This is a genomic window from Pseudomonas koreensis (genome assembly GCF_024169245.1).
Classification (GTDB): Bacteria; Pseudomonadota; Gammaproteobacteria; order Pseudomonadales; family Pseudomonadaceae; genus Aquipseudomonas; species Aquipseudomonas koreensis_F.
The window spans coordinates 4,504,153-4,531,009 of the sequence record NZ_JALJWP010000001.1 but is presented as its reverse complement, the minus strand read 5'-3'; the positions used below and the strand labels follow the sequence as shown (position 1 = coordinate 4,531,009).

General features: G+C 58.2%; 19 protein-coding genes. 4 read left to right on the top strand and 15 right to left on the bottom strand.

The genetic code is table 11. From position 1 onward, the window contains the following. Positions 1-16 precede the first annotated feature (16 nt). The 15 genes from J2Y90_RS19920 to J2Y90_RS19850 all read right to left on the bottom strand — a co-directional run bounded on the left by J2Y90_RS19920 (position 17) and on the right by J2Y90_RS19850 (position 20,486). The gene (locus J2Y90_RS19920) at positions 17-868 is read right to left on the bottom strand and encodes a DUF4123 domain-containing protein (protein WP_253502193.1); all 852 of its coding nucleotides are present in this window, start codon (positions 866-868) and stop codon (positions 17-19) included. Further along, entirely contained in the window at positions 865-2,937 is a 2,073-nt protein-coding gene (locus J2Y90_RS19915; RefSeq protein WP_253502192.1) for a type VI secretion system Vgr family protein, read from the bottom strand. The genes J2Y90_RS19920 and J2Y90_RS19915 overlap by 4 nt, the downstream gene beginning before the upstream one ends. A 288-nt stretch (positions 2,938-3,225) precedes the next feature. Continuing rightward, on the bottom strand, positions 3,226-3,846 hold the full coding sequence (locus tag J2Y90_RS19910) for a hypothetical protein (RefSeq protein WP_253502191.1): 621 nt from the start codon (positions 3,844-3,846) through the stop codon (positions 3,226-3,228). Between the two features lie 44 nt (positions 3,847-3,890). Continuing rightward, the gene (locus J2Y90_RS19905; RefSeq protein WP_253502190.1) at positions 3,891-4,829 is read right to left on the bottom strand and encodes a carbohydrate kinase family protein; all 939 of its coding nucleotides are present in this window, start codon (positions 4,827-4,829) and stop codon (positions 3,891-3,893) included. A gap of 13 nt (positions 4,830-4,842) precedes the next feature. Then, positions 4,843-6,339, bottom strand: coding sequence for a xylulokinase (gene xylB, locus J2Y90_RS19900; protein ID WP_253502189.1), 1,497 nt, complete (start codon positions 6,337-6,339; stop codon positions 4,843-4,845). A gap of 123 nt (positions 6,340-6,462) precedes the next feature. Beyond that, the gene (locus J2Y90_RS19895; RefSeq protein WP_253502188.1) at positions 6,463-7,938 is read right to left on the bottom strand and encodes a mannitol dehydrogenase family protein; all 1,476 of its coding nucleotides are present in this window, start codon (positions 7,936-7,938) and stop codon (positions 6,463-6,465) included. Between the two features lie 15 nt (positions 7,939-7,953). Further along, positions 7,954-9,057 (bottom strand): ABC transporter ATP-binding protein, encoded by a 1,104-nt coding sequence (locus J2Y90_RS19890; protein ID WP_253502187.1) that lies wholly within the window; start codon positions 9,055-9,057, stop codon positions 7,954-7,956. Positions 9,058-9,188: 131 nt separating this feature from the next. Beyond that, positions 9,189-10,019: a carbohydrate ABC transporter permease gene (locus J2Y90_RS19885; protein ID WP_016774872.1), complete on the bottom strand. Its 831-nt coding sequence runs from the start codon at positions 10,017-10,019 to the stop codon at positions 9,189-9,191. Positions 10,020-10,027: 8 nt separating this feature from the next. After that, complete coding sequence (locus tag J2Y90_RS19880) at positions 10,028-10,954, bottom strand: carbohydrate ABC transporter permease (RefSeq protein WP_253502186.1); 927 nt, start codon at positions 10,952-10,954, stop codon at positions 10,028-10,030. A 148-nt stretch (positions 10,955-11,102) separates the two neighbouring features. Next, positions 11,103-12,413: an ABC transporter substrate-binding protein gene (locus tag J2Y90_RS19875; RefSeq protein ID WP_253502184.1), complete on the bottom strand. Its 1,311-nt coding sequence runs from the start codon at positions 12,411-12,413 to the stop codon at positions 11,103-11,105. Positions 12,414-12,754: 341 nt separating this feature from the next. Next, the gene (locus J2Y90_RS19870) at positions 12,755-13,660 is read right to left on the bottom strand and encodes an AraC family transcriptional regulator (protein ID WP_253502182.1); all 906 of its coding nucleotides are present in this window, start codon (positions 13,658-13,660) and stop codon (positions 12,755-12,757) included. Between the two features lie 82 nt (positions 13,661-13,742). Then, complete coding sequence (locus J2Y90_RS19865) at positions 13,743-14,597, bottom strand: phospholipase (RefSeq protein WP_253502180.1); 855 nt, start codon at positions 14,595-14,597, stop codon at positions 13,743-13,745. 135 nt (positions 14,598-14,732) lie between these two features. Next, positions 14,733-16,028: a glycosyltransferase gene (locus tag J2Y90_RS19860; protein ID WP_253502178.1), complete on the bottom strand. Its 1,296-nt coding sequence runs from the start codon at positions 16,026-16,028 to the stop codon at positions 14,733-14,735. Between the two features lie 102 nt (positions 16,029-16,130). After that, the gene (locus tag J2Y90_RS19855; protein WP_253502176.1) at positions 16,131-19,967 is read right to left on the bottom strand and encodes a hypothetical protein; all 3,837 of its coding nucleotides are present in this window, start codon (positions 19,965-19,967) and stop codon (positions 16,131-16,133) included. Between the two features lie 135 nt (positions 19,968-20,102). After that, positions 20,103-20,486 (bottom strand): response regulator, encoded by a 384-nt coding sequence (locus tag J2Y90_RS19850; RefSeq protein ID WP_253502174.1) that lies wholly within the window; start codon positions 20,484-20,486, stop codon positions 20,103-20,105. Positions 20,487-20,750: 264 nt separating this feature from the next. On the opposite strand from J2Y90_RS19850, the gene J2Y90_RS19845 reads away from it, so the two are divergent. From J2Y90_RS19845 to J2Y90_RS19830, 4 genes are read left to right on the top strand one after another with little or no spacing between them, the layout of a single operon-like run. Beyond that, a complete protein-coding gene (locus J2Y90_RS19845) occupies positions 20,751-24,224 on the top strand; it encodes a response regulator (RefSeq protein WP_253502171.1) in 3,474 nt (1,157 codons plus the stop codon). Further along, positions 24,224-25,057 carry a CheR family methyltransferase gene (locus J2Y90_RS19840; protein WP_253502168.1) on the top strand — a complete coding sequence of 278 codons (834 nt, stop codon included), beginning with the start codon at positions 24,224-24,226 and terminating at the stop codon, positions 25,055-25,057. The genes J2Y90_RS19845 and J2Y90_RS19840 overlap by 1 nt, the downstream gene beginning before the upstream one ends. Continuing rightward, positions 25,054-25,647 carry a chemotaxis protein CheB gene (locus tag J2Y90_RS19835; protein ID WP_253502165.1) on the top strand — a complete coding sequence of 198 codons (594 nt, stop codon included), beginning with the start codon at positions 25,054-25,056 and terminating at the stop codon, positions 25,645-25,647. The genes J2Y90_RS19840 and J2Y90_RS19835 overlap by 4 nt, the downstream gene beginning before the upstream one ends. Then, on the top strand, positions 25,641-26,855 hold the full coding sequence (locus J2Y90_RS19830; RefSeq protein ID WP_253502163.1) for a hybrid sensor histidine kinase/response regulator: 1,215 nt from the start codon (positions 25,641-25,643) through the stop codon (positions 26,853-26,855). The genes J2Y90_RS19835 and J2Y90_RS19830 overlap by 7 nt, the downstream gene beginning before the upstream one ends. Positions 26,856-26,857: the final 2 nt, after the last annotated feature.

Genomic DNA, 26,857 nt, shown 5'->3' with positions numbered 1-26,857 from the left:
TGCCCAGTGCCTAAATTCAACTCAGTGCGGAGTCTTCGCTTTGCTTAGCGAAAAAACGTTCACATCGCGCAAAATGCTTTTCCGATGTTTCCCCCGGCAATGGCTGCCAAGCCAGATCTTCAGCACATTTAGGCTGAAGGCGCAGAGTCAACATGAACTCCCGCTGTTCGGGCGTATTCCATTGCCAGACTTCGAGCAGGTCGATCTGTTGTTCCAACCATTCCAGAATGCTGCGGGTTTCCGAGAGCTTCGCGGCGGCTTCCGCGTGTTGGACCAGCAACCAGCGTTTTAAGTTGGCACTCAAGATTTCGCGGGTGCGTTCCGGTGGGGCGGGAATTTGCAACCACGGCGCCGGATTCGGTACCGGATACATTCCCGGTTTCCCGTTATCTGCGCTTTTCCACTGATACTCATCCCAATACAGCACGCTGCTGGTTGGGCCAAGCAATAGCGGCCATTCGGTTTCTTTAAGATTGGCCAGGCAACGGGCCATAACGCGGTTATCCTGGAAACGAAACAGCGAGCGCTCGCCGTCTTCATCAATGACCATCCGGGCAATCCAGTGCTGGGTCTGGCTGTCTAGATCAGCCGTGTCCATGCTGCCGATCCAGCCCCAGTTGCGCTGTGGGTCATCGAGCAGTTTGCGAAAGGCATCGTTGCCCGGGTTGTGCAGTTCGGTCAGCCACGGACTGATAGCGGCGAATTTTGAGAACTCGGTGCGTCGGTACAATTGCACTGAGCGCTGCATGACCCCAGCGCTATACAGCGGTGTCACCGGGCTTGGTTCCGCGAGGCTGTCGAGTACGAGGATCAGCACTCGGTTGAGACGGAATTGTTCGCTCATCCAGTTATTAAGCACGTCACTCATGCTGTAGCTCCCAGATCACATGCGCCTTCTCGGCAGGCCTCACAGATCGGGCAACGAATGTCACCTGCTTTACGAGCAGCTTTGGCCAAGGCCATTTGCGCAGCTGCCGGAACGAGCAGGGCACCTGCCTTGTCTTTCGCAGCGGCCCATGGAATGACGGGTTCGAGAATCCCGATCCCGCTCCCCACCCCCGGCGCACCACCGGTATTAACCTTCACCTCAGCCCCACTAATCGTCACACCACCCGCATCAACTTTCACAAAACTCCCGCCAGCTTTAGCCGTGAGCTCCATGCCACCCTCAATCACTACCTTCTCACCAGCGTGATAGTGAATCTCCGTCCCGGCCTCCACAAACTGCCCAGTCCCAACCTTCACATGCTGCGTCACACCCACCGTCAGGTGATCATCCGCGCGCATCTCACTGATGCGGTCCAGATGGGTGATCCGGTGTTCTTCGACCTTGAACTCGCTCAACACATTGGCTTCAACGGTGTCGTGGCGTTCGTTGCCGACGCGGATTTTCTGGTCGTGTTCGATGTTTTCGTCCCAGTCGCGCTGGGCGTGGATGTAGATCTGTTCGGCGCCTTTTTTGTCTTCGATGCGGAATTCGTTGTAGCCCTTGCCGCCCGGGGAGCTGAGGGTTTTGAAGGTGCTGCGGGTCTTGTTGGCGGGCAGGTCGTAGGGGACGACGTTTTCCTTGTGGTACAGGCAGCCGGTGACGAGGGGCTGGTCGGGGTCGCCTTCGAGGAAGGTGACGAGCACTTCCATGCCGATGCGCGGGATGGCGATGCCGCCGTACGCTGCGCCGGCCCAGCCGCTGGCGACGCGCATCCAGCAGGTGGTTTTGTCGTCGGACTGGCCGTCGCGGTCCCAGTGGAATTGCACTTTGATGCGGCCGTACTGATCGCAGTGGATTTCTTCACCGGGCGGACCGGTGACGACGGCGGTCTGGCTGCCGAGGACTTTCGGTTTCGGGTGTTCGAGGGCAGGGCGGTAGTGGGCGTCCCACGGGGTGGCAAGGAAGCTGTTGCGGTAGCCCTGGTGGAAATCGCTTTTGTTGTCGGTGACGTCGCTGGTGACGTTTTCGCCGAGCACCTGCGGCTGTTTGCCTTCGTGGAAGACTTCCAGCAGCAGCCACAGGTCGTTCCACTCGGCGCGCGGGTGTTCGGCGAGGGTGAGGAAATGGCCGCTGGTGAGGGTCGGTTCGTCACCTTTGCCTTCGGCGAGTTTGTAGTCGCTGCGATGGCGCTCCAGGGCGCGGGTCGAGAGGAACTTGCCGCGCTCGCGAGTCGTGAAGCGGCCGGGGTAATCGTAGTCTTCCAGATCCGGGGCGAATTCGGATTTGACCGCGCCTTCCGGGAGCAACTTGGGTTTTTCGAAATCGTAGTCGCGGCGGCTGACGCGGGTGGTGCGGGTTTCCAGGCGCAGGTTGAAGCGCTTGATCACCGGCTTCTCGGCGGCCATGCCCGAGTCCTGCTGGTAGCTGACCGGTTTCAGTTTGCGGAATACAGTCTGGTCGTCGCCGAACACCAGTTTGTGGCCGCTGCTGCTGTGCTGGAAGTGGAAGTGAATGCCTTCCTCTTCGCACAGACGCTGGATGAAATGCAGGTCGGACTCGTCGTATTGCACGCAATACTCACGTTCCGGGTACTCGGCGCCGAGCTGGAAGCTGTAGGCGTCAGAGAGAATGCCGCGATCTTCCAGCACCTGGGCGATGATTTTCGGCACCGTCAGTTGCTGGAAGATCTGCTGATCATGGTTGTGCTGCAGATAGGCCAATTGTGGTATCAGGCTGATGCTGTAGCGGGTCAGGGTCTTGCCGGAGTCGCCCTGCTCGATGCGATAGACCTGGCCGTGAATCTTGCCTTCGCCGGTGGCGCCGAAGGTCAGACAAGCACGCTTGTGCAGCAGCTCTTCGAGCTTCAGATCGGGGCGGGCGCTGACCAGTTCGAGGTCGAAACGGAACGGTTCGTTGAGGGCTTCGCGACCGGTGAAACTGAGGACTTGCAGGTCGGCGTTGGCGTCTTCGATCGAGAGGGTGATGTGGGTTGCATTGGCGTCCAGCATGCCTTGAATTCCGTCCGTTGAATAAGCAGGTGATGGATGTTGCAGGATTAGACGGCCTCATTCAAGGCGCAAATGGCGTAGGTGTCGGGCGTCCGTGCCATAGGGAAAACCCTTAGGAGGGCGGTTTTGGCCAGTAAAACCGGGCAGTGAATGGATTTTTAGTGTCTGATCGGGCGCTATCGCGAGCAGGCTCACTCCTACACTGGATGGGTGGCGGGCATGATTACCGCGTCCACCGAAGATCTTTTGTAGGAGTGAGCCTGCTCGCGATGAGGCCTTCGGATCACCCTACAACCAATGCCAGAACCGGCTCCAGAACCCGCGATTGAGGTCTTCCTTGCAGCCGGCATACTGCTGCGCATACATATCCGACCGGTTTTGCACCTTGCGTGCGGTCGGCAGTAGCCAGGCTTTGCTCGCGTAGGTCTTGTTGCGGAAGCCGCCCCAGCCTTCGTTGTAGTTCAGGTACTGATTATAGGCGTCGTATTTGTACACGCCGTTGATCGAGGTGGTCTTGTCCATGTACCAGCCGACGAAGTCGATCGCGTCGTCGAAGTCTTCGCGATCGGCCCAGTTGCGGCCGGTGCTTTTCTGGTAGTCGGCCCAGACCTCGTCCTTGGCTTGCGCGTAGCCGGAAGCGGTGGAGACGCGGCCCCACGGAATCACCCAGAGCAGGTATTTGCGCGGCGTCTTGGCGTCGTAGCGATAGCCCGATTCCTGATACATGATCGCGAACGGCACCTGGATCGGCACGCCCCAACGTTTCTGGGTCACTTGCGCGGCGTCGTACCAGTCGCTTTTCTCGCGGAAGATTGCGCAGATGTCTTCCGGCGAGCGGGGCGGCGAGGTGCCGCAACCGCTCAGCAGAGTGGCCAGGGTCAGGAGGGCGAAGATGTGCCTGTGATTCAAAAGCTGATTTCCGTCGTGCGCAAAAAGGCCGACAGTCTACGCGCTCAGCTCAATTGATGACGATAGGGCAGATCCGGGCCGGTTTTGCTGCAGGTCAGCGCGGCGGCTTGCACGGCGAATCCGAGCATGGCGTCAATTTGCGCGCGACTGAGCTGCTGCACGCCTGCGACCGAATCCAGCGAGTGCTCGGTCAACCAGGTAATCAGCGCCGCCTGAAAGGTATCGCCAGCGCCGACCGTATCGGCGATTTGCACAGGTTTGGCCGGCACCGACCATGAGCCGTGGGCGCGACTGAACACCGTCGCGCCATCGCCACCGCGAGTCAGAAAGACGATCTGGCAGCGATGTTCGAGCCAGCCTTCAATCACCTGCTGCGGATCCTGCTCGGGATAAAGCAGGCTCAGGTCTTCGTCGCTGACTTTGATCAGATCGGCCAGCCGCACCAGCGTGGCGATGCGCTCGCGCCATAGCTCGATGTTCGGCTCGGGGTTGAGGCGCACGTTGGGATCGAGGCTGATCAGGCGTTTGCCGCTTTCGCGCTGAACCAGCTTAAGCAAGGTGTCGCCAATCGGCTGCACCACCAGCGAAAACGAGCCGATGTGCAGGCCACGAACCTCGTCGCCGAGCGCGGGTAGGTGCGCCTCGCTCAGTTGCCGATCGGCACAGCCTTCGCCGCGAAAGCTGTAATGCGGCGAGCCATTGGCGCCCACGGCAACCATCGCCAGGGTGGTCGGCGCGGCGAAATCCACCAGATAATCCGGGCGCACGCCTTCGTCCTGCAGCACTTGCTGCAAGCGGCGGCCGAGGTAGTCGGTGGACAGGCCGCCGAACAACGCCGAGTCCACGCCCAAACGGCGCAAACCCACGGCGACGTTAAACGGCGAGCCGCCGGCAATCGCTTTGAAATTGACTTTCGAGGCCAGACCGCTGGCATCGTTTTCGCTGAAGAAATCAAACAGGGCTTCGCCACACACCAGGTACATAGTTGTTTGCTCGTTATAGGGTTGCGACATGCTGTTGATAGCGTTCGTAGGCCTGCTGGAACGCCGCGACATTGGCGGCGATCGGCAGGGTTTCACTGTGCGCGTCAAGTTTCACGCAGCGTTCGCACAGAGCGGCCAGGGAGACATCGGCACCGTTCAAACGCAACGCGCACCACGCTGCTTGAATCGCTGCGCCCAGTGCGGCGGCTTCGCTTTGTTCGGTGCAGATCACCGGGGCGTTCATGATGTCGGCGACGATCTGCCGCCACACTGCGCTCTTCGAGCCGCCGCCGATCAGGCAGATGCGCAGGCTTTGTAAACCATTCTGACGGAGCAAATCCAGCCCGTAGCGCAAACCGAAGGTGGTGCCTTCGACGGCGGCGCGGCACAGATTGGCCTGGGTCAGATTGTCCATGGTCAGCCCGTGCAGGCTGCCGGCCGCGTGGGGCAGGGCGGGGACGCGTTCGCCGTTGAGAAACGGCAGCATGCTCACGCCTTCGGCGCCGATCGGCGACTGCGCGACCAGTTCGTTGAAGGTCGGCAGATCAAGCTTGAACAGCTCGCGAATCGCGCCGGTGGCGTTGGTCAGGTTCATGGTGCAGATCAGCGGCAGCCAGCCACCGCTGGACGAGCAGAACGTGGCCACCGAGGCATCGACGCTGACCTTCGGCGCGTCCGAAAAGGCGTAGACCGTGCCGGACGATCCGAGGCTCATGGTGATCGCGCCGGGCTGGATATTGCCTGTACCGATGGCGCCCATCATGTTGTCGCCACCGCCGCTGGAGACCACGGCGTTGGGGTTGATGCCGAGTTGTTCGGCAATCGCCGGCAGGAGGGTGCCGACTGCGGCGTGAGCGTCGATCAGCTCTGGCAGCGCGGTTTGCAAACGTCCGCTGGCGTCGATGTCGCGCAGGATCTGCAAATCCCACTGCCGCGTGCGCACGTTGAAATAACCGGTGCCGGACGCGTCGCCGTATTCGCTGCAGGCGCGGCCGGTGAGCCAGTAGTTGAGGTAGTCGTGGGGCAACAGAATGCGCGCGATACGTGAGAAGACATCCGGATGCTGCTCTTTGGTCCAGAGCAGTTTCGATACCGTGTAGCCCGGCGCAATGACCACGCCGAGGCGTTCCAGCGAACCTTCCTCGCCGCCCAGTTGCGCGAGCAAACGGTCGTTTTCAGGTGTGGTTTCGGTGTCGCACCAGAGTTTGGCCGGACGCAGCACTGCGCCTCGCTCATCGAGCAGCACCAGGCCGTGTTGCTGGCCGGAGACGCCGACGCCGAGAATCGCCTGACCGTCGACATTGGCCGCTTGCAAGGCCTGGCGGGTGGCGCTGACGAACGCGTCGAGCCACTGCTGGACGTCTTGTTCGCGGCGGCCATTGGCGCCGCTGATCATCGTATGCGGCGCCGCGCCCAGACCGAGCACCTGACCGCTGTCGGCATCGAGGATGATCGCTTTGGTGCCTTGGGTGCCGCAGTCGATACCCAGGAAGAGCTTTGTTGTTGTCATGAACACTCCACGGCTGCTCGTTCCCATGCTCTGCGTGGGAACGCCTCAATGGACGCTCTGCGTCCGCTTTTGATGGGACGCGGAGCGTCCCGGGCTGCATTCCCACGCAGAGCGTGGGAACGATCAGGTCGCGAGAACTCGTTCCAGAGTCCGCGAAACCCCAACCTCGCGCAAACTCTGGCAGCACCACTCGAACGCCGCAACAAACTCTGCCGACTTCGGTATCGCCGTGCCGAAAATCTCTTCCACGCCCAGCAGCCGTTCGGTGATCAGCTCATCGTCCGCCACCAGTCCCTGAACGAAAGCCGCCCGCGGATCCGGAATCGAATACGTATCGCCATTCTCGTCCACGCCCTTCAAATACAACGCCCACGCCGCCACGACCAGTGCTGCGCGTTTGGTCTCTTTGCCATCGGCAATCAACCGATTGATCGTCGGCACGGTGAACTTGGGAAACTTCGACGAGCCATCCGAACACACCCGCTCAAGCTGATCGGCGATCGCCTGATTGGAAAACCGCGCCACCAGCGTGTCCTTGTATTCGCTCAGGTCAATGCCCGGCACCGGCGCCAATTGCGGCGTGACATCCAGATCCATATAAGCGCGCATGTAACGCACGAACAGCGGGTCGTTCATGGTTTCGTGGACGAAGCGATAACCCTTGAGAAAGCCCAGATAGGTGAGCGCCAAGTGGCTGCCGTTGAGCAGTTTGATTTTCATTTCTTCGTACGGGGAGACATCGTCGGTGAACTGCACGCCGACCTTTTCCCAAGCCGGGCGGCCGCTGACGAATTTGTCTTCCAGCACCCACTGCACAAACGGCTCGCAGACCACCGGCCAGGCATCGTCGACGCCGTGTTTGTCGGCCAGTTGCAGGCGATGCGCGGTGCTGGTCATCGGCGTGATGCGGTCGACCATGGCGTTGGGGAAACTGACGTTCTGCTCGATCCACTCGCGCAGTTGCGGATCACGCAGCGCAGCGAAGGCCAGCAGCGCCTTGCGAGCGACCGCGCCATTGTGCGGCAGGTTATCGCAGGACATCAGGGTGAATGCCGGAACGCCCGCCGCTCGGCGTTTGGCCAACGCGGCGCAGAGGAAACCGAACACGGTGCCCGGCGCTTCGGGATAGGCCAGGTCGTGTTGAATCTGCGGCAGATGCGCCATGAACTCGCCGTTGCTGTCGTCGATGCAGTAACCGCCCTCGGTGATGGTCAGCGAGACGATGCGGATCTGCGGTTCGGCGAGTTTGTCGATCAGTGCCTGTGCGCCTTCTTCGGCGAGCAGCATGTCGCGGATCGCGCCGATGACGCGCACTTCGGTGTCGTCGCTGTCGCCCAGTTCGAACAGGGTGAACAGGTAATCCTGCTCGCGCAGGTCATCGCGAGCGCGGCGATCTTCCGGGCGCAGGCCGACGCCACAGATCGCCCAGTCCAACGCTTCGCCAGTGTTCATCAAGGCATCGGTGTAATAGGCCTGATGCGCGCGGTGGAAGCCACCGACGCCGATGTGGGCGATGCCCTGGCGTGTGTCGCCGAGGTCGTAGCCCGGCAGTTGCACTTCGGCGGCGAGGCGATTGAGGTTCTGTTGGTTGAGTTTCATCGGATAGTCTCGAAATCAGGCGGCAGCGCGCAGTGGGCGGGTAAGCGCCACACCTTCGGCGTCGAACAGATGGCAGTGAGTCGGGTCCAGGCGCAGGCTCAATTGCTCGCCGTAACGGCTGGCCAGATCGCCGCGCACGCGCATGGTCAGGGCTTCACCGACGCTTGTGGTGACATGGCAGAAGGTGTCGCTGCCAAGGCGTTCGCTGACGTCGGCAGTGACTTGCAACGTGCAGTCGCCGGGTTGCGCCAGCTCCAGGTGTTCGGGGCGAATGCCCAACGTGACTGCGCTGCCGACACTGAGGTTGGCGGCGTTGAACGGCAGGGTGATGCGCGTGCCGGCGTCCAGCGCAACTTCGCAACTGGCGCCGTCGATGCGGGCAATCTTGCCGTTGAGGAAACCCATTTTCGGCGTGCCGAGGAAGCCTGCGACAAACAGGTTGGCCGGGTTGTGATACAGGTCCAGCGGCGAGCCGACCTGCTCGATCCTGCCGCCATTGAGCACCACGACTTTGTCGGCCATGGTCATCGCTTCGACCTGATCGTGGGTCACGTAGATCATCGTCGCTTGCAGGTCTTTGTGCAGGCGTAGCAGTTCCAGACGCATCTGCACGCGCAACGCGGCGTCGAGGTTGGACAGCGGCTCATCGAAGAGAAAAATCTTCGGGTTGCGCACGATGGCGCGGCCGATCGCCACGCGCTGACGCTGGCCGCCGGATAGCTGTTTCGGTTTGCGCTCGAGCATTGGCCCGAGTTCGAGAATGCGCGCCGCTTCGCCAACCTTGCGCTCGACCTCGGCTTTCGGCACGCCGGCCAGATCGAGGGCGAACGACATGTTCTTCTTCACGGTCATGTGCGGATACAGCGCATAGGTCTGGAACACCATCGCCAGATCACGCTTGGCCGGGCTGACTTCGGTGATGTCACGGCCATCCAGTTCGATGGTGCCGTCGCTGACTTCTTCCAGGCCCGCGATCAGGCGCAACAGAGTGGATTTGCCGCAGCCCGACGGGCCGACGAAGACCACGAATTCCTTGTCGTTCACTTCCAGGTCGATGCCCTTGATGATGGAAAAGCCTTCGAAGCCTTTTTGCAGATTCTTGATTTTCAGGTTGGCCATGAGATGGGCCTCCGCATTGTTGTTTTTCAAGATCAAAAGATCGCAGCCTTCGGCAGCTCCTACAGGAGATTCATGCCGATTCGACATTCCCTGTAGGAGCTGCCGAAGGCTGCGATCTTTTGCTTTTCAATTCATTTCACGGCACCGAACGAGAGGCCGCGTACCAGTTGCTTCTGGCTGATCCAGCCAAAGATCAGAATCGGCGCACAGGCCAGGGTCGATACGGCCGACAACTTGGCCCAGAACAGCCCTTCGGGACTTGAATACGAGGCGATCAGCGCGGTCAGCGGTGCGGCATTCGATGAGGTCAGGTTCAGCGACCAGAACGCCTCGTTCCAGCACAGGATCAGCGACAGCAGCACGGTCGAGGCGAGGCCGCCCTTGGCGATCGGCAGCAGCACGCGGACCATTTCCTGCCACAGCGTCGCGCCATCGAGGCGGGCGGCTTCGAGGATGTCTTTGGGGATGTCCTTGAAGTAGGTGTAAACCATCCAGACCACGATCGGCAGGTTGATCAGCGTGTAGATCACGATCAGCGCGATGCGCGTGTCGAGCAGGCCGAAACTCTTGGCCAGCAGGTAGATCGGCATCAGCACGCCCACCGGCGGCAGCATCTTGGTCGAGAGCATCCACAGCAGCGTGCCTTTGGTGCGTTGGGTTTCGTAGAACGCCATCGAGTAGGCCGCCGGCACTGCGATCAACAGGCACAGGGCGGTAGCGCTGAAGGAGATCACCACCGAATTCCAGGCAAAACTGAAATAGTCGCTGCGCTCGTTGATGTGCAGGTAGTTCTCCAGCGTCGGTGTGAAGATGAACTGCGGCGGCGTGGCGAAAGCGTCGATTTCGCTCTTGAAACTGGTCATCACCATCCAGAAGATCGGGAAGAAAATCACGATCGCGATGGCCCAGGCCAGCGTACCGAGCAGCAGGCTTTGCAGGCGGCGGGATTGTTGGAGCGTCATGGCAGGCCTCACGCTTTGTCAGTCAGGTTTTTGCCGATCATCCGCACCAGAATGATCGCGGCGATGTTGGCGATGACCACGGCAATCAAACCGCCCGCCGAAGCCATGCCGACGTCGAACTGCACCAGCGCCTGGTTGTAGATCAGGTAGGCGAGGTTGGTCGAGGCGTAGCCGGGGCCGCCATTGGTGGTGGTGAAGATTTCAGCGAACACCGAGAGCAGGAAGATGGTTTCGATCATCACCACCACGGCCATCGGCCGCGCGAGGTGCGGCAGGGTCAAGTGCCAGAAAATCGCGATCGGGCCGGCACCGTCCAGGCGTGCAGCTTCTTTCTGTTCCTGATCCAGCGATTGCATCGCGGTCATCAGAATCAGGATCGCGAAGGGCAGCCATTGCCACGAGACAATGATGATGATCGACAGCAGCGGGTAGTGCGCCAGCCAGTCCACCGGTTGCGCACCGAACAGCTTCCAGATGTAGGCGAGAATTCCCGAGACCGGGTGGAAGATCAGGTTTTTCCAGATCAGCGCACCGACGGTGGGCATGATGAAGAACGGCGAGATCAGCATGACCCGCACCAGGCCGCGCCCAAGGAATTCGCTGGCCTCCAGCAACGCGCTGATCAATACGCCGAAGACCACGCTGATCAGCAGCACACTGCCAACGAGCAACAAGGTATTGGTCGCACCGGGCATGAAACCCGAATCAGTGAGGAAATAGGTGAAGTTCTCAAGCCCGACGAATTCGTTTTCGCCGGGATAGAGCAGGTTGTAGCGGATCATCGAAAAATAAATGGTCATGCCCAGCGGCACGATCATCCACAGCAGCAACAGCCCCACCGAGGGGCTGACTAGAAACCAGCCGGGATTGCGCACGCGCAGCTTGCGCTGCGGTGGCGACAGGTCGATGTGGGCTTTGGCAGTTGAAGTATTCATGGCAGTAACCGATTCGACAGGCGAATGAAGATCCCCTGTAGGAGTGAGCCTGCTCGCGATGGCGGTTTTCCATCCAGCCAAGCGGTGACGGACACACCGCAATCGCGAGCAGGCTCACTCCTACAAAAGCAAGAGCGAGCGGTGCAAACTACTTGGGATAACCCGCGCGCTTCATCTCACGTTCCGTGGTCTGCTGCGCCGCTGCCAGCGCCTGATCCACCGTGGTCTGGCCGATCAGCGCGGCCGAGAACAGCTTGCCGACCTGGGTGCCCACGGCCTGGAATTCAGGAATGGTCACCAATTGAATGCCAATGTACGGCACCGGTTTGAGCGTCGGTTTACTCGGGTCGGCGGCCTTCAGCGATTCCAGCGTCACCTTGGCAAACGGCGCGGCGCTCATGTACGCGTCGCTGTAGGTCGAAGCGCGGGTGCCCGGTGGCACGTTGGCGATGCCATCGGTCTTGGCAACCAGTTCACCGTACTCTTTGGACGTGGCCCAGGCGCTGAAGGTTTTCGCCGCATCTTTGGCCTTGGAACTGGTTGGAATCGCCAGCGCCCACGAATACAGCCACGCCGAGCCTTTATCAGTGACCTGATGCGGGGCGAAGGTGAAGCCGACGTGATCGGCGACCTTGCTCTGAGTCTTGTCGGTGACGAACGAGCCGGCGACGCTGGCATCGACCCAGATCGCGCATTTGCCACTGTTGAACAGGGCCAGGTTCTCGTTGAAGCCGTTGCTCGACGCGCCCGGCGGCCCGGATTTCTTCATGGTGTTGACATAGAAATTCAGCGCGTTTTTCCATTCCGGTCTGCTGAATTCCGGTTGCCACTGCTCATCGAACCAGCGCGCGCCGTAAGCGTTGGCGACCGTGGTGACCAGCGCCATGTTCTCGCCCCAACCGGCCTTGCCGCGCAGGCAGATGCCGTACTGTTCTTTGTCTTTGTGGGTGAGTTTTTCCGCGAAACCGGCGATCTCTTCCCAGGTCGGCCGCTCCGGCATGGTCAGCCCGGCTTCCTTGAACAGGTCGGTACGGTAATAGGTGATCGAACTCTCTGCATAAAACGGCAGCGCGTACAGCGAACCCCTCACCGACAGACCTTCGCGCACCGATGGGAACACATCGTCGAGGGCATAATTGGCCGGCAGGTCTTTCATTGGCTCCAGCCAACCCTTGCCGCCCCAGAGTGCCGCTTCGTACATGCCGATGGTCAACACGTCGAACTGGCCGCCCTGTGTGGCGATGTCGGTGGTCAGGCGCTGACGCAGGACGTTTTCTTCCAGCACCACCCAATTGAGCTTGATGTCCGGATGCTCGCTCTCGAAGGTTTTCGAGAGTTTCTGCATGCGAATCATGTCGCTGTTGTTGACGGTGGCGATGGTCAGGGTCTGGGCGCCAAGGCTGACGCTGCTGAGGGTCATGCAGGTGAGAGCGAGCAGAGCTTTTGCAGTGGGTTGCATCGTGCACTCCTTTTCTGGCACCCGTCGGGGCAGAAGGACAGTTATTGTTTTTGTGTCTTCCGAATGCAGGAAGAAGCTGCGCTGATTACAGCCTTCCACGGCGGGGCTGACAAATCATCCCTAGCACTTGTGTTGATACTTTTTTGCACTGGGGTTTGGGCGGGGGAACGCAGGGAAGGGGTTCTGGGCGAGGAGCCGTTAGCGAATGCGTACAGATTTCTGATGCCAACACAGCCCTCTGTAGGAGTGAGCCTGCTCGCGATAGCGGTTTTTCATTTTGCAAATCTGGTGGCTGACACACCGCTATCGCGAGCAGGCTCATTCCTACAGGGAATTGCGTATCAGCCGAGATTTTGTTCAGTCAGGCGCTGCACCGCGAGCCGCCGATAGTGCGACGGCGTCATGCCCTTGAGCTGCTGAAAGCGCCGATTGAAATTGGAAATATTGTTGAAGCCGGATTCGAAACACACCTCGGTTACCGGTTTATCGCCATCGGCCAGCAACTCACAGGATTTGCTGATGCGCAGACGATTGACGAACTCGATGAAGTTGCGCCCGGTGGCCTGTTTGAACACCCGACTGAAATAGGTCGGCGTCATTCCCAGATGCTCTGCCACTTCCTCCAGCGAAATGTCGCGAGCGTAGTGGGCGAAGATGTAATCGACAGCGCGGTTGGTGCGATCGATATTGTGCTCGTCGGCCAGCTGTGGAGTGGTGGCGCCGGACAACAATTGGAAATCATCGCTGGCGGCCAGTAACTCCATCAGAATGAAAAAGTGCCCCAGGCGCGTGATGCCCTTGCTGTCGGCGATGCGCTGCATCAGCGTCATCGCCTGACGGATTGTACGTTTGCAGCGGAACTCGATGCCGTACTGCGCGCGCTCAAGCAGTGGCGCCAGGGATTTGAGTTCAGCGAAAACCTGGTGCCCGCTCTCGAACAATTCGTCGGTGAAGTTGACCAGCATGTCGCGTTTTTCGACCACTTCATCTTCGGCCACCTGGCTGATCCAGTTGTGCGGCAGGTTCGGCCCGGTCAGAAACAGGGTTTCCGGATAGAAGTTGCCAATGTAGTCGCCGATGAATACTTTGCCGGAACTGGCCACGATCAGGTGCAGTTCGTATTCCTTATGGAAATGCCAACGTACCAGCGGGCAGGGGAAGCCGTGCTGCCGGTAGATGATGGATAACCCGTTATGGTCATCCATCAATTCGTATGAAGGGTCGGTCACGCGGGCGGCTCGGGTCATGACTGGGCGCTTTTCCTGTTCGCTGCACAAGATCATGCCCCGTTTGCCGTGTTCTGCGCCAGCACACCAGCACACCTTTGGATCAAGCAGAGCGCTGGCGCGCCTTGTTCAAATTGGCCGTGTGGCAAAAATCAACAATTCGCGATTCTTCAATGAAATCCACATTAATGATGTTGCACCGCTGCGCCCAATCACTTGTATTTGGGTCGAACCACTTATCAAGTTCGGTGTGAATATCTTTAGGTCCTATCAATGCGGTGTAACTGGTTGCAGACAATGACCATAGTCCCCACTTGGACGGTGGATTTTCCATTACCTCTCCGATGAATTGGCCCAACTCCGTAGTGTCGATGAAGGTTTGGCCACTCCATTTGTGCACGACCCGGTCAATGAACACGTTGCCGTCAAGAGCTCTGGACTCTGCCGCAACCAGTATCCTCTGTTTCGGGCTGATATTTTTCAATTGCGCCAGAGTCATGTACCGGTTCTGGCGGGGAATAATGCGCTCACCCAGGAAGTGAATGATCATTTGGTTGAAATAGGCAAAATCGAAGTCCGTCCCGTCGAGCGAGTGAAAGTCGAGCACAATGAACTCATCAGGATTTTTACGGAGGAAGTCATTCACGTCCGTCACCAGATGGCCAAGTGTTCGAGAATTACGAGAGCCGCCATGGTGCACTCGGAACTTGCCCAGCCCCTCCGCCTCTGGCTCGTAAATGAAGCGAATGTCCAGCGCTCTGGCGCCATGGTGGAGCTGGTGATAAAACGAATCGTGTTGGCATGCGATCCAATGACGCGGCGCGCCGAATAGAGGATAAGAGGCTTTCCAGTCGCTCCCGGCATTATGCGTGCCCGGCAGGGACAGTTCCATCAGAGACAAAACGTCGATGCCTGGCGTCGCGGTCATCCATTGAGATGTACTAAATTGAGTGTTCATGAAAGTAACCTGCGTTAATTAAGTTGGTGTACGCCAATATATATATTGGCGCTGCAGGTTGTTTATAGAGTGAAGTTTTCGGGTTGCCAATATCAAGAGTAATGCAAGTTGTTAGTGGTCGTTATAGCGGGGTTGTTATTTGGTGCGGTTTTTCTCTTCAATCCACTGTGCCATGTATTGTGTGCTTTTTAGTGTGTGATGGCGCAACATGCTGCCGGTAAAGTTATTTCTTCTAAGTTGTGGCAATTGTTGTCGACAAGCGTTGATTCGCTCGATGAGAGCGGCAGCGTGATCAGCACGCTTATAGCGCTGCCCGAGCAATTCGCAACCCAAGTATTGTGCTTGTTGCCACCGCGCCTGATCGTTGTACAGGTCGACCGCATGCGAGGCGAAATCATGAGCGCTATTGACCACCGCCCCCGGCCACGGATGGTCGCCCTGCATCCCTTCGGCGCCGACAGGCGTTGTCACGCTGGGCGTGCCGGACAGCATGGCGTCGACCAGTTTTCCTTTGATGCCGGCACCGAAACGCAGAGGGGCGAGACAGACGCGAGCCGCTGACATCACCTGCAGCGCGTCTTCAGCCCGGTTCATGATATGAAAGCCTTGCGCTGCGTTATGCAATGCCGTGGCTTTGGGTGGGGTGTAAGCGCCATAGAGGTGTAATTGAGCCGTTGGCAGTTGCGCCCTGATCAACGGCCATATCGTTGTTTTCAGCCATAACACAGCGTCCCAGTTGGGCGCATGACGGAAGTTGCCAATGCTGAGAAAGTGCGCCCGCTCGGCGTAGCCGGGCGGCGCGGCGGTTGGCTGATCAACCATCAGCGGGCACCAGTGCAGTAAAGCATCCGGCAGGCCGAACTGCTCGACCAGCAAATCGATTTCCTCGTCGGAGATGATCAGGTTGAGATCGCAGCGGTAGAGCGCCGCGATTTCCCGTTTGGCCAGGTCGGTGTCTGCCATTCTCTCGAATTCATCGCGCAAGGCCGACGTGGGGAACAGATCACTGAAATCGTTCTGATCTTCATTGACCTTAAGGCGGTCCTTGAGCCGTTGATGACGGGCATGGCGCAGGCTCTGCAGATCGGAGGTTTCCAGCATGCGCAGTGCGTTTGGGCAGTGTTTTTCCACACGCCAGCCAAACTGCTCTTCCATCATGAACTGGTCAAACAGCACGATATCCGGCGCCAGTGCGCGGATGAAGGTGTCAAAACTGCTGTTGTTGAGTTCAATCGGGACCTGGCGAATGCCCAGCGCGCTGAGATCAGCCATGTGTTCGCCCGGGCTCGCCGGGCTGCTGAAGGTGATGTCCCAGCCTTGCGTCAGGAACGCGTCGAGGATCTGCATGACATGCCCGCTCGCCGCCGAGGAGCGCGGCTCGGGCCAGACGTAACCGATGACCAGGACTTTGGTGGCTGGAGACTGAGTCATGAACGGCGATCCTGAGCAGTGAGCGGGCACAAAAAAAGGGCGCAATTAAACCACAGTGATGGTTGTCTGCGCCCCTCTCGTCAACAGTGCAGCCTCAAACCTTCATCCAAAAGCCGGTTTAGCCAGATTGAGCAGAAGCGGGCCTGCAAGAAACTCACCGGCAGCGGTGTTCTTGATCGAGTTGTCGATAACCGAAAGGTTGAATTTAAAAGTGTTGGGACTGGTCTGGTATTGATCTACCAGAGAGACCGCCAGTGCATAGGAGTCGGCGTTTAACAGTGCCGGGTGTTCTTGCACTATTTTTTGATGGCTCGCAAATGTTGACTCAAACTCCTCGAAATATTTCGGGATGGCTTGTTGGTAGTGTGGATTTGCCAGATTCTTGGGATGTGCCTTGCGTGGATTTCTGGCGAACTCCAGCAATCCGACAGCGTTGTATTCCGCCGGAGCGGCTTGTTTGAATGTTTCACCGTAGTAGAAGTCAAGTGTGTCGGGTGCACCATGGGATATTTCATGTACGATAACATCGCCCATCCGCGCATCGTCATACTTTACTACCTCGTAGTATTCATCCAGGTTGTCAGGGTACATAACCAGGAAAGTTCTGTTGTTGACGTCCAGTTTTGTATTTGATCGCACAGCTGTTTGCCAGCGTTTATAGGCTTCAGGCTGTAAAGCGGCGAGGGCATCGGTACCCGGTGGCCGAAAGATCATGTTATCCAGTGTGACCGAGTCGAGATCTTTGCGCATGCTCCGCAAATTTTTGGTGATGTGCTCGATCGCCTCATTCGAATTGCTACCGAATACATGTTTGATGACGGATCTGACGTCGTCGTTCTGAGCCTCCGAGATGAGCTGGATGGTGTTGTCGATTTTTCTTTTGGCGTGCGGAATCGCTTTTTTCAGATATCCCCGGGTATAACTGAACGGCTTTGCTCGCTTGAGAGGATTGCGAAAAAAGTTGACCAGTTTCAGGTTTTTCAACCGGGGTCCCCACGGTTCACCCAACCGATTCACCGCGTACCACTCATCAGTGCGGCGTATGCCCCATACCTGGAACAGGTCGGTGGCGTTTTGCGCATATTGCCGGGAGCCCAAGCGGATGGGGTCTGTATCGATCGCCGCGGAGAGTACGTGGTAGGACGGTTTTGCAGTCCATTTGCGGGCACCGTGAAGGGCGCCTTCAAGTGCAGCCACACCGCTGTGCCAGCCTTTACGCGCAAATTTCGCACCTTTGATCAGCACATCGGTTGCCCCATCCAGGGGGTTGAACAGGCTGCTGACCAGTCCAATGCCTGTCGAAGCGATTTTGCCGGCCTTCGTGGCAGCACTCATGCTCGAGGCAACCAGGCTGGCAACTTTCGCAATCGCACCGACCACTAACAGAACGGTCATTGCCGCTTCCAGGGTGCACGCCGCACCTCCCTGTATTTGTCGTTCTACATCATCGGAAGTCAGATCTTCGATGCAGGATTTGAACGGCACGACAACGTTGAGGAAGGTGTCCAGATCCTGGTCCCGTTTGATCCGCAGGGCTTCAAGCCGGGTCTGGCCCCAGCACTCTTTGACCAACTCATCGTAAGTCGCTACAGGCCGGTGCTTGAGTACGAAGTCCACCAGGCGATCGAACTCCGTCGAGTAGAAACTTTGATAATACCCATTGACCTGCGCCGGCGGGGCAGCGGACAACTCACCGATTTTGTCGATTACACCCGCGCTGACATTGGAGAGGCCGGGCGTTACACCATGGGTGTAGCATTCGATATCGGTAGGTAATTGATGTACTGGAGCAGGCGCAGAGTAGTTCACCCCAGCCGGACGAACCACGGTCTCGGATAGCTTGTTATGCTGGATAAGCGCTGCCAGTTCAGTGTTTTCACGACAGACGCCCTGCAAAGTGAATAACTCGTAACACGAACCCCGGCCTTCAAACTCGCAATAGATCACCACTCCGTAGCGGCCCTTGGCTTGGTCTATTTCTTTGTGACTTTCGGTGGGTTTGCGCCCATTCGTCTTGACGATCGAGTCAATTACCGAGGCGATGGGATTCGCGGGCAAGTTCGTGATCGTCTGGAGTTTCGCGACCGAAGGTCTCACGGTGAACATCGTCACCTTGCCTTTGAGCAAACGAGAGCGGTCAGGCAGTGGCAGGAAAGAGAAGGCCTGTTTCAGATGCGTATGCATGGCCTGCATGTGCACGACATAGGCCTGATTGAATTGACGATGAAATTCAGCGTCTGGAGAAACCAGCTTACGCAGCAGGCCGGGAAAGGCTTGATAAATACTTTCTCCTTTTTTCAGGTCCCAGTCGCCGGTCGCAAGATCGTTGGACATGTGCAGTTCAACGGGTGATAGACGCAGCGAACCATAAGCATCCTCCAGCGGAGTATTGCGTACTTGTCGCAGTACGTCTTTTTCAAGATAAGTGCAACCCTTCGCCACCTGCTTGAGAATCTCCAGTGCAACGCTTTTGCGCGTCGGCAATGGGCGCGTCAACGTTTCAGCGTTGGCGGCAAGGGTTCTGGCATGCTGCACATAGGCTTGCGTGGCGACTTTCAGTGCCTCAGGGACTGACTTCTCGACATCTGCAGGCGAGACGATTTTATTCAGCACTGCCCAATCGATTACAGGATCTACTGCTGCCAGCGCGTCGAGTTTCTTGCGCGATTCAGTTGCCGGTTGCAGTGTCGAAAGTTGTTGCAGTTGCACATAAGTCATCGAGCGGGTCGAACCTGGCGCGATGATTTCATGCACCGTCACAACTCTGCAGTGTTCGACGCACTGCGGCGTGCCCAGTAACAGCGTGGCAGGCAGATCTTTGACCAGAAACTCTGGCGCGGGCTCTGCCAGTAACAGATGAGCGGCCAGTGCGACATTGCGTTGGCTCACACGATGATGTGCGATGAGGTGACTTTCGAACCTGGTTTGAATCTCTGCGAAGGATTTTTCCAGATGCTCGGCCGCATATAAATCGAAGCCGGCCACGTGATTGCGTGGCTCGTGGTCACCGACTTGCGGATGAAGATCGAGCAACAGGGAGGTCAGGATTATCTGTTTGCGTGCCGTTGCCGACAGGGACTGATCCGGCTGCGCACCATACCATCCCAGATCTCGAACGAAAGCGTCCGCCCAATGAGCGGCGATCGGGCTGGAGACCAGTTGGTCAATGACGCTCTCGGCTTCGGAGCGTTTGAACGGTACTGACCCTTCGCCCTTGATACGTTCCGACAAATGTTCCAGTAAGGACTGACCTTTCAGGTAGCTGACAATCAGTTTGCGAAGCTCACCGCGTTGAGCGGCGGACAGCGTGGCTGTGTTGCCTTCGCCGGCCTTGATCATTTCCCGGTAGTTACCAAACACCGGACCCGGATCGGGCGTGGCAGCCATGAATGCCACCAGGCGGGAAGTTTCTGCGGCGTTGCGCGGAATCAAATAGCCATGGAATTTCAGCCATTGCGCTAAATCAATCTGATCGGTGTTGGAAATCTTGCCACCGGTCAACTCGGCCATTTCAATCAGTGTCTGCAGGTCTTCTTTCAAATCCGGCGCAAGAACGAAAGCGTTTGCCAGGCCAATGCTGTTGTTCCAGCTTACTGCATTCATTTCCCCTTCAGCCGTTACCTCGAAGACAGAGCGTTCGGACAATTGTAATGCGCCCAGCATCTTTCTGAAGGAGGCCTGTTCGGACATCTTTTGCAGTAGTTGCATGCCTGGGAGCAGGGCATCTTCCAAGGACGATCCCGGCTCCAGAGAAAGTTTCGCACCGACCAAAGTAATGGTTTGCGAAGGGGCGTAATCCTTTGCGAGCTGTCTGAGTTTATAAATGGCTTCTTCTCGCTCGCGATTATCACTCGGGGTGTGATCGTGCTGGAGGCCGAGGGCATATGGGAGTTTGGATAAGTTGCGTTGGGTCGAAGAGTTTGAGCGTTCGATGTTCATGTGTTCACTTGCTGTTGGTTTGTAAGTTAGGCTTATCCTCTTTTCTAAATGGGCGGTGATCAACAGGGTATGTGTGAGTGAGTTTTTCAATTGCTCGAAAGTTATTATTTTTGTATCGAGGCTGGAAGAGGGTCTTTAACTTTTTATGGGTGATGGATTGTTAGCAATTATGGCTTTTACTTTGTCGCGAAGTTGATCGATAGAAAATGGCTTGCCGATGACATGCATGTCGGCGGGCACGTCAATATTCTCGGCATAACCGCTGGCAAAAAGGATGGGTAAAGAAGGGCGTAGCTCACGGGCCCGATTAGCGAGTTCGCGACCATCCATGCCAGGCAGGCCGTGGTCGGTCATCATCAAATCGATCGGCTGATCAGGGGCTGCGAGAATCTCAAGGGCCTTGTCGCCGTCTTCAGCCTCCAACACAGCGTATTCCAGCTCCTCCAGCACATCCACAATAAGCATGCGCACGATGGCGTCATCTTCTACGACAAGGATAGTGGAGGCATTGGCAGACATGGCGGGACTCTCAAAAAATGAAATCGGGGGGATACCGGACGATAGAAATTACCGGACTCTTGCATGAGTAAGTGGCGCACAGCCACAAGTTCCCGGCCTGACACAAAAAAGAACAGGCCGATGCGGTGCGCAAGGATAACCGTTGGCGTCGTCCGATGCGCAGGCGTGCGTAGGAAAATGCCATCATTTGTGTGAGAAAAATGGATCCATGCCGGGGTTTTGGGGCAAACTCTCGGGTTTTCAACAGTTCGACAAGGCTGCCCCATGTCCTCTCCGTCCTCGGTTGATGAACAACGGTTTCGTAAACTCCTGAGTCGCAACGTCAGTCTGCCGCTGGGCGTCGGCGTGCTCAGCGCCGTGTTCTTCGTCTCGCTGATCACTTATTTGCTGTCGGTCATCCAATGGGTCGAGCACACCGACCGGGTGATCAATAACGCCAATGAGGCGGTGAAACTCACCGTCGACCTGGAAACCGGCATGCGCGGTTATCTGCTCAGCGGTGACGAGCATTTTCTCGACCCGTATGAAACCGCCAAGCCGCGCATCGCTGTGGCATTGAATACATTGCTGGAGCTGACCGCCGACAACCCGGTGCAGACCGATCGCCTGCGTCGTTTGCAGGCGTTGCAGGTGGAGTGGGCCAACTACGCGCAGTCGATGATCGATCTGCAGCGCAGCAGCGGCGATTATCGCGGCGCGGTCAAGGCCGGGCGGGGCAAGCGCCTGACCGATGAAATCCGCAAGCAGTTCGAAGACGTCATCGAGACCGAGCAAGTGCTGCGCGCCACGCGCAACGAAGACGTACGCCGCACCACGATCTGGAGCATCACGCTGTACCTGATCTTCATCGTTGGTATCAGCGGTTTGCTGGCGTATATCGGTCGGCGTGATCTGCTCAATCTGTCAACCAATTACAGCGCCAATCTGGCCGCGCAACAGGCCAGCGCCGAGCGTCTGGAGAAGCAGGCCTGGCTGCGCAACGGTCAGACACAACTGGCCGAGCAGGTTCTGGGGCAACTGACGCTGAACCTGCTGGGGCGCAACATTCTGCAGTTCTGCGCGCAATACCTGGGCACTGCCGTCGCTGCGCTTTATGTGCGCGAGGAACATGGTGGTCTCAAGCGCGTGGCGACTTATGGCTTTTCACGCGAGCAGGAAGAGCTGAATCAGACGATTTACAGCGGCGAAGGCATCGTCGGCCAAGTCGCAGAGCAGGCGCGGCTGATTCGTCTCGATTCGGTTCCGGCCGATTACTTCAAAGTCAGCTCCGGTCTCGGCGCAGGCCTGCCGCACAGTGTGCTGGTGGTACCGACCAGTGATGATGACCGGGTCAATGGCGTGATTGAACTGGGTTTCCTGCGGCCCCTGTCCGAGCGCGACATCGAGTTGTTGGAGTTGATCGCCGGCAACATTGGCACGTCCATCGAAGCGGCGCGTTATCGCCAGCGTTTGCAGGAAGTGCTCGCCGAAACCCAGCAGCTCAACGAAGAACTGCAAGTGCAGCAGGAAGAGCTGAAAACCGCCAACGAAGAGCTGGAGGAGCAGTCGCGGATTCTCAAGGAATCTCAGGCGCATCTGGAAACCCAGCAGGTGGAGCTGGAGCAGACCAATGAGCAGCTGGCCGAACAGCGCGATGCGATGGACAGGAAAAATACCGAGCTGAATCAGGCGCAGATTCAGCTCGAAGAGCGCGCAGAGGAATTGCAGCGCTCGAGCAAGTACAAGTCCGAGTTCCTTGCCAACATGTCACATGAACTGCGCACGCCGCTGAACAGTTCACTGATTCTGGCCAAACTGCTGGCGGAAAACCCGCAGCAGAATCTGTCGACGGAACAGGTCAAATTCGCCGAGTCGATCTACTCGGCGGGTAACGATCTGTTGAATCTCATCAACGATATTCTCGACATTTCCAAGGTCGAAGCCGGCAAGCTCGAAGTGATCGCGGAAAACACCCGCGTCGAGCGGCTGGTCGACGGGTTGCGTTCAATGTTCGAACCGCTGGCGGCGGACAAGCATCTGGCGTTCAGCGTTGAGGTGCAGCCGGACGCCCCCGGCGTGCTCTTCACCGATCGCCAGCGTCTTGAGCAGGTCATCAAAAACCTGCTTTCCAACGCGATCAAGTTTACCGAGCACGGCGCCGTCAGCCTGACCATCACCGCGCAGCCGGACGATCACATCGCCTTCATCGTCAAGGATTCCGGGATCGGCATCGCCGCCGACCAGCAGGAAAGTATTTTCGAGGCGTTTCGCCAGGCGGATGGCACCACCAACCGCAAATACGGCGGCACCGGCCTTGGCCTGTCGATCTCGCGAGATCTGGCGACGCTGTTGGGCGGATCGATCAGTGTCGACAGCGTACCGGGGCAGGGCAGTACGTTCACGTTGGTGTTGCCGCGCCAGTATCACGAGTTCGGTGATACGCCTGCTGCGCCACTGACCTTTCACCCGGCACCTTCCGCGCCTGCGCCAGTCGCCGTTGCGGCACCGGTGGCATCAGCGATTCCGGCGGTCATCCCGCGCTTTGCCGATGACCGCGATAAAGCGCCATTCGCTACTCGCTGCATTCTGGTAGTGGAGGACGAGCCGAACTTCGCCCGCATCCTGTATGACCTGGCCCATGAGTTGGGTTACATGTGTCTGGTTGCCCACGGCGCCGACGAAGGTTATGACCTTGCCCGTGAGTTCCTGCCGGACGCGATCCTGCTCGACATGCGCCTGCCGGATCACTCCGGTCTGACCGTGCTGCAACGCCTCAAAGAGCGTGCCGAAACCCGGCACATCCCGGTGCACGTGATTTCCGTCGAGGACCGTGTCGAAGCGGCCATGCACATGGGCGCCATCGGCTACGCAGTGAAACCGACCACCCGCGAAGAGCTCAAGGACGTGTTCGCCCGTCTGGAAGCCAAGCTGACACAAAAGGTCAAACGCGTGCTGCTGGTCGAGGACGACGATCTGCAACGCGAAAGCATCGCGCGGCTGATCGGCGACGAGGACATCGAAATCACCGCCGTTGGTCTGGCGCAGGACGCACTGGAACTGTTGCGTACAACGATCTACGACTGCATGGTCATCGACCTCAAGCTGCCAGACATGCTCGGCAACGATCTGCTCAAGCGCATGTCCACCGAGGACATCTGCTCGTTCCCGCCGGTCATCGTCTATACCGGCCGCAACCTGACCCGCGACGAAGAGGCCGAGCTGCGCAAGTATTCGCGCTCGATCATCATCAAGGGCGCGCGCTCGCCGGAGCGACTGCTGGACGAGGTCACACTCTTTCTGCACAAAGTCGAATCGCAGCTGTCCCATGAACGGCAGAAGATGCTCAAGACCGCGCGCAGCCGCGACAAGGTCTTCGAGGGTCGCAAAGTGCTGCTGGTGGACGACGATGTACGCAATATCTTCGCCCTGACCAGCGCGCTGGAACACAAAGGCGCAGTCGTGGTGATCGGCCGTAATGGCCGCGAAGCGATTGAGAAACTGCACGAAGTGGAAGACATCGATCTGGTGCTGATGGACGTGATGATGCCGGAAATGGATGGCTTCGAAGCCACCATGGAAATCCGCAAGGATCCGCGCTGGCGCAAGCTGCCGATCATCGCGGTGACGGCCAAGGCCATGAAGGACGATCAGGAGCGCTGCCTGCAGGCCGGCGCCAACGATTACCTGGCCAAGCCCATCGACCTGGATCGTCTGTTCTCGCTGATACGTGTGTGGTTACCGAAAATGGAACGCATCTAGTGGAACGCAGCAGTCCGGCCGAACGTAACAGCGAAATCGAATTACGCTTGTTGATCGAGGCGATTTACCTGAAATACAGCTATGACTTTCGCGACTACTCCGGCGCTTCGATCAAGCGTCGGGTGCAGCACGCGCTGAGTCAGTTCGAATGCGCGACCATCTCGGCCCTGCAGGAAAAGGTCCTGCACGACCCGACGGCGTTCATGCAACTGCTGCAACTGCTGACGATCCCGGTCAGCGAGATGTTCCGCGATCCGTCGCACTTTCTGGCGATCCGCAACGAAGTGGTGCCGCTGCTGCGCACCTATCCGTCGCTGAAAATCTGGATTGCCGGGTGCAGCACGGGCGAGGAGGTCTACTCGATGGCGATTCTGCTGCGTGAAGAAGGCCTGCTCGACCGCACGATCATCTATGCCACCGACATCAATCCGCGCTCGCTGGAGAAGGCCAAGCAAGGGATTTTTTCCATGGAAAACGTCCGTGCCTACACCGCCAACTACCAGCAGGCCGGAGGACAGCGATCGTTTGCCGATTACTACACCGCAGCCTATGGCTACGCTATTTTCGACAAGAGCCTGTGCGAGAACGTGACGTTCGCCGACCACAGCCTGGCCACCGACAGCGTGTTCTCCGAGACCCAGTTGATCTCCTGCCGCAACGTGCTGATCTATTTCAACAAGAAGCTTCAGGACCGGGCGTTCGGGCTGTTCCATGAATCCCTTTCCCATCGCGGCTTTCTGGTGCTGGGCAGCAAGGAAACCCTGGATTTTTCCAACTACTCGAGCCAGTTCGAGCCGTTGGTCAAACAAGAACGGATCTACCGCAAATCATGAACGACACTCCGAGCCTGCCTCGCATCGAGGCTGTCGTGATCGGCGCCTCTGCAGGCGGCGTCGAGGCGTTGCTGACCCTGCTCGGGCCGTTGCGCAAAGGCTATGTGTTGCCGATCATCATCGTCCTGCATTTGCCCGAAGAGCGCCGCAGTCATCTGGCCGAAGTGTTTTCCCGGCGTCTGGCGATGTCGGTAAGAGAGGCCGAAGACAAACAGGATATCGAAGCCGGCACAGTGTATTTCGCTACGCCCGGTTATCACTTGTCGGTAGAAGCGGATCGCAGCCTGTCGCTGAGTCTCGAGGACCGCGTGCATCATTCGCGGCCGTCAATCGATTACCTCTTTGAGTCCGCCGCCGACGTTTACGGCCCGACGCTCGCTGCCGTGCTGCTGACTGGCGCCAATCACGATGGCGCGCGCGGGCTGGCTTACGTCAAGCGTTGCGGCGGCCTGACCATTGTTCAAGATCCCGAGGATGCACAAGTCGCCACCATGCCCCAGGCTGCACTGAACGTTCTGCAGCCGGATCATGTCCTACCCATTCACGGCATCGGCCGTCTGCTAGTCGAGCTGGAACGAATCGCATGCTGAGTAATATCCAAGCCAAACTGTTGATCGTCGACGATCTGCCAGAAAACCTGCTGGCGCTGGAAGCGCTGATCAAGCGCGAGGATCGCACGGTCTACAAGGCTTTGTCGGCGGACGAAGCACTGTCGCTGCTGCTGCAACACGAATTCGCCATGGCCATTCTCGATGTGCAGATGCCCGGCATGAACGGTTTTGAGCTGGCCGAGTTGATGCGCGGCACCGAAAAGACCAAGAACATCCCGATCATCTTCGTCAGCGCCGCCGGCCGTGAGTTGAACTACGCGTTCAAAGGCTACGAAAGCGGTGCGGTGGATTTCCTGCACAAGCCGCTGGATATCCACGCGGTGAAGAGCAAGGTCAACGTTTTCGTCGATCTGTATCGCCAGAGCAAAGCCATGAAGCAGCAGGTCGAGGCGCTGGAGCAGGCCCGCCGCGAGCAGGAAGCGCTGCTGCAGCAACTGCAAAGCACCCAGCTTGAGCTCGAGCAAGCGGTGCGCATGCGCGATGACTTCATGTCCATCGTTGCCCACGAAGTGCGCACACCGCTCAATGGCCTGATTCTTGAAACCCAGTTGCGCAAGATGCACCTGGCCCGGGACAACGCTTCGGCGTTCACCCTCGACAAGATGCAGGCGATGGTCGATCGCGATGAGCGACAGATCAAAAGCCTGATTCGTCTGATCGAGGACATGCTCGACGTGTCGCGGATCCGCACCGGCAAACTCTCGATCCGCCCGAGTCGTTTCGATCTGGTGCAACTGGTGAGCAATCTGCTGCACAACTTTGCCCCGCAAATGGAAGCGGCGGAAACCAGTGTTTCCTTTGAGGCGGCCGCGCCGGTCGAAGGTTGCTGGGACGAGTTCCGCATCGAGCAAGTGGTGTCCAATCTGCTGACCAACGCCTTGCGTTACGGTGGTCGCAGCCCGATCCAGGTGCGCGTCTATCGCGAAGGGGACGAGGCTCGCGTCGAGGTCCAGGACCATGGCATCGGCATCAGCGCCGAGAACCAGAAGCGTATTTTTCAGCAGTTCGAACGGGTGTCCGCCAAGACGGTGGTGGCCGGGCTCGGGCTGGGTCTGTTCATTTCCGAGCAGATCGTCGCCGCCCATGGCGGCTCCATCGTCGTCGAGAGTGAAATCAACGAGGGCGCCCTGTTTCGCGTTTGTCTGCCGATCCAGGAAAACGGCATATCCGACGCAACCTCTGAGTGACC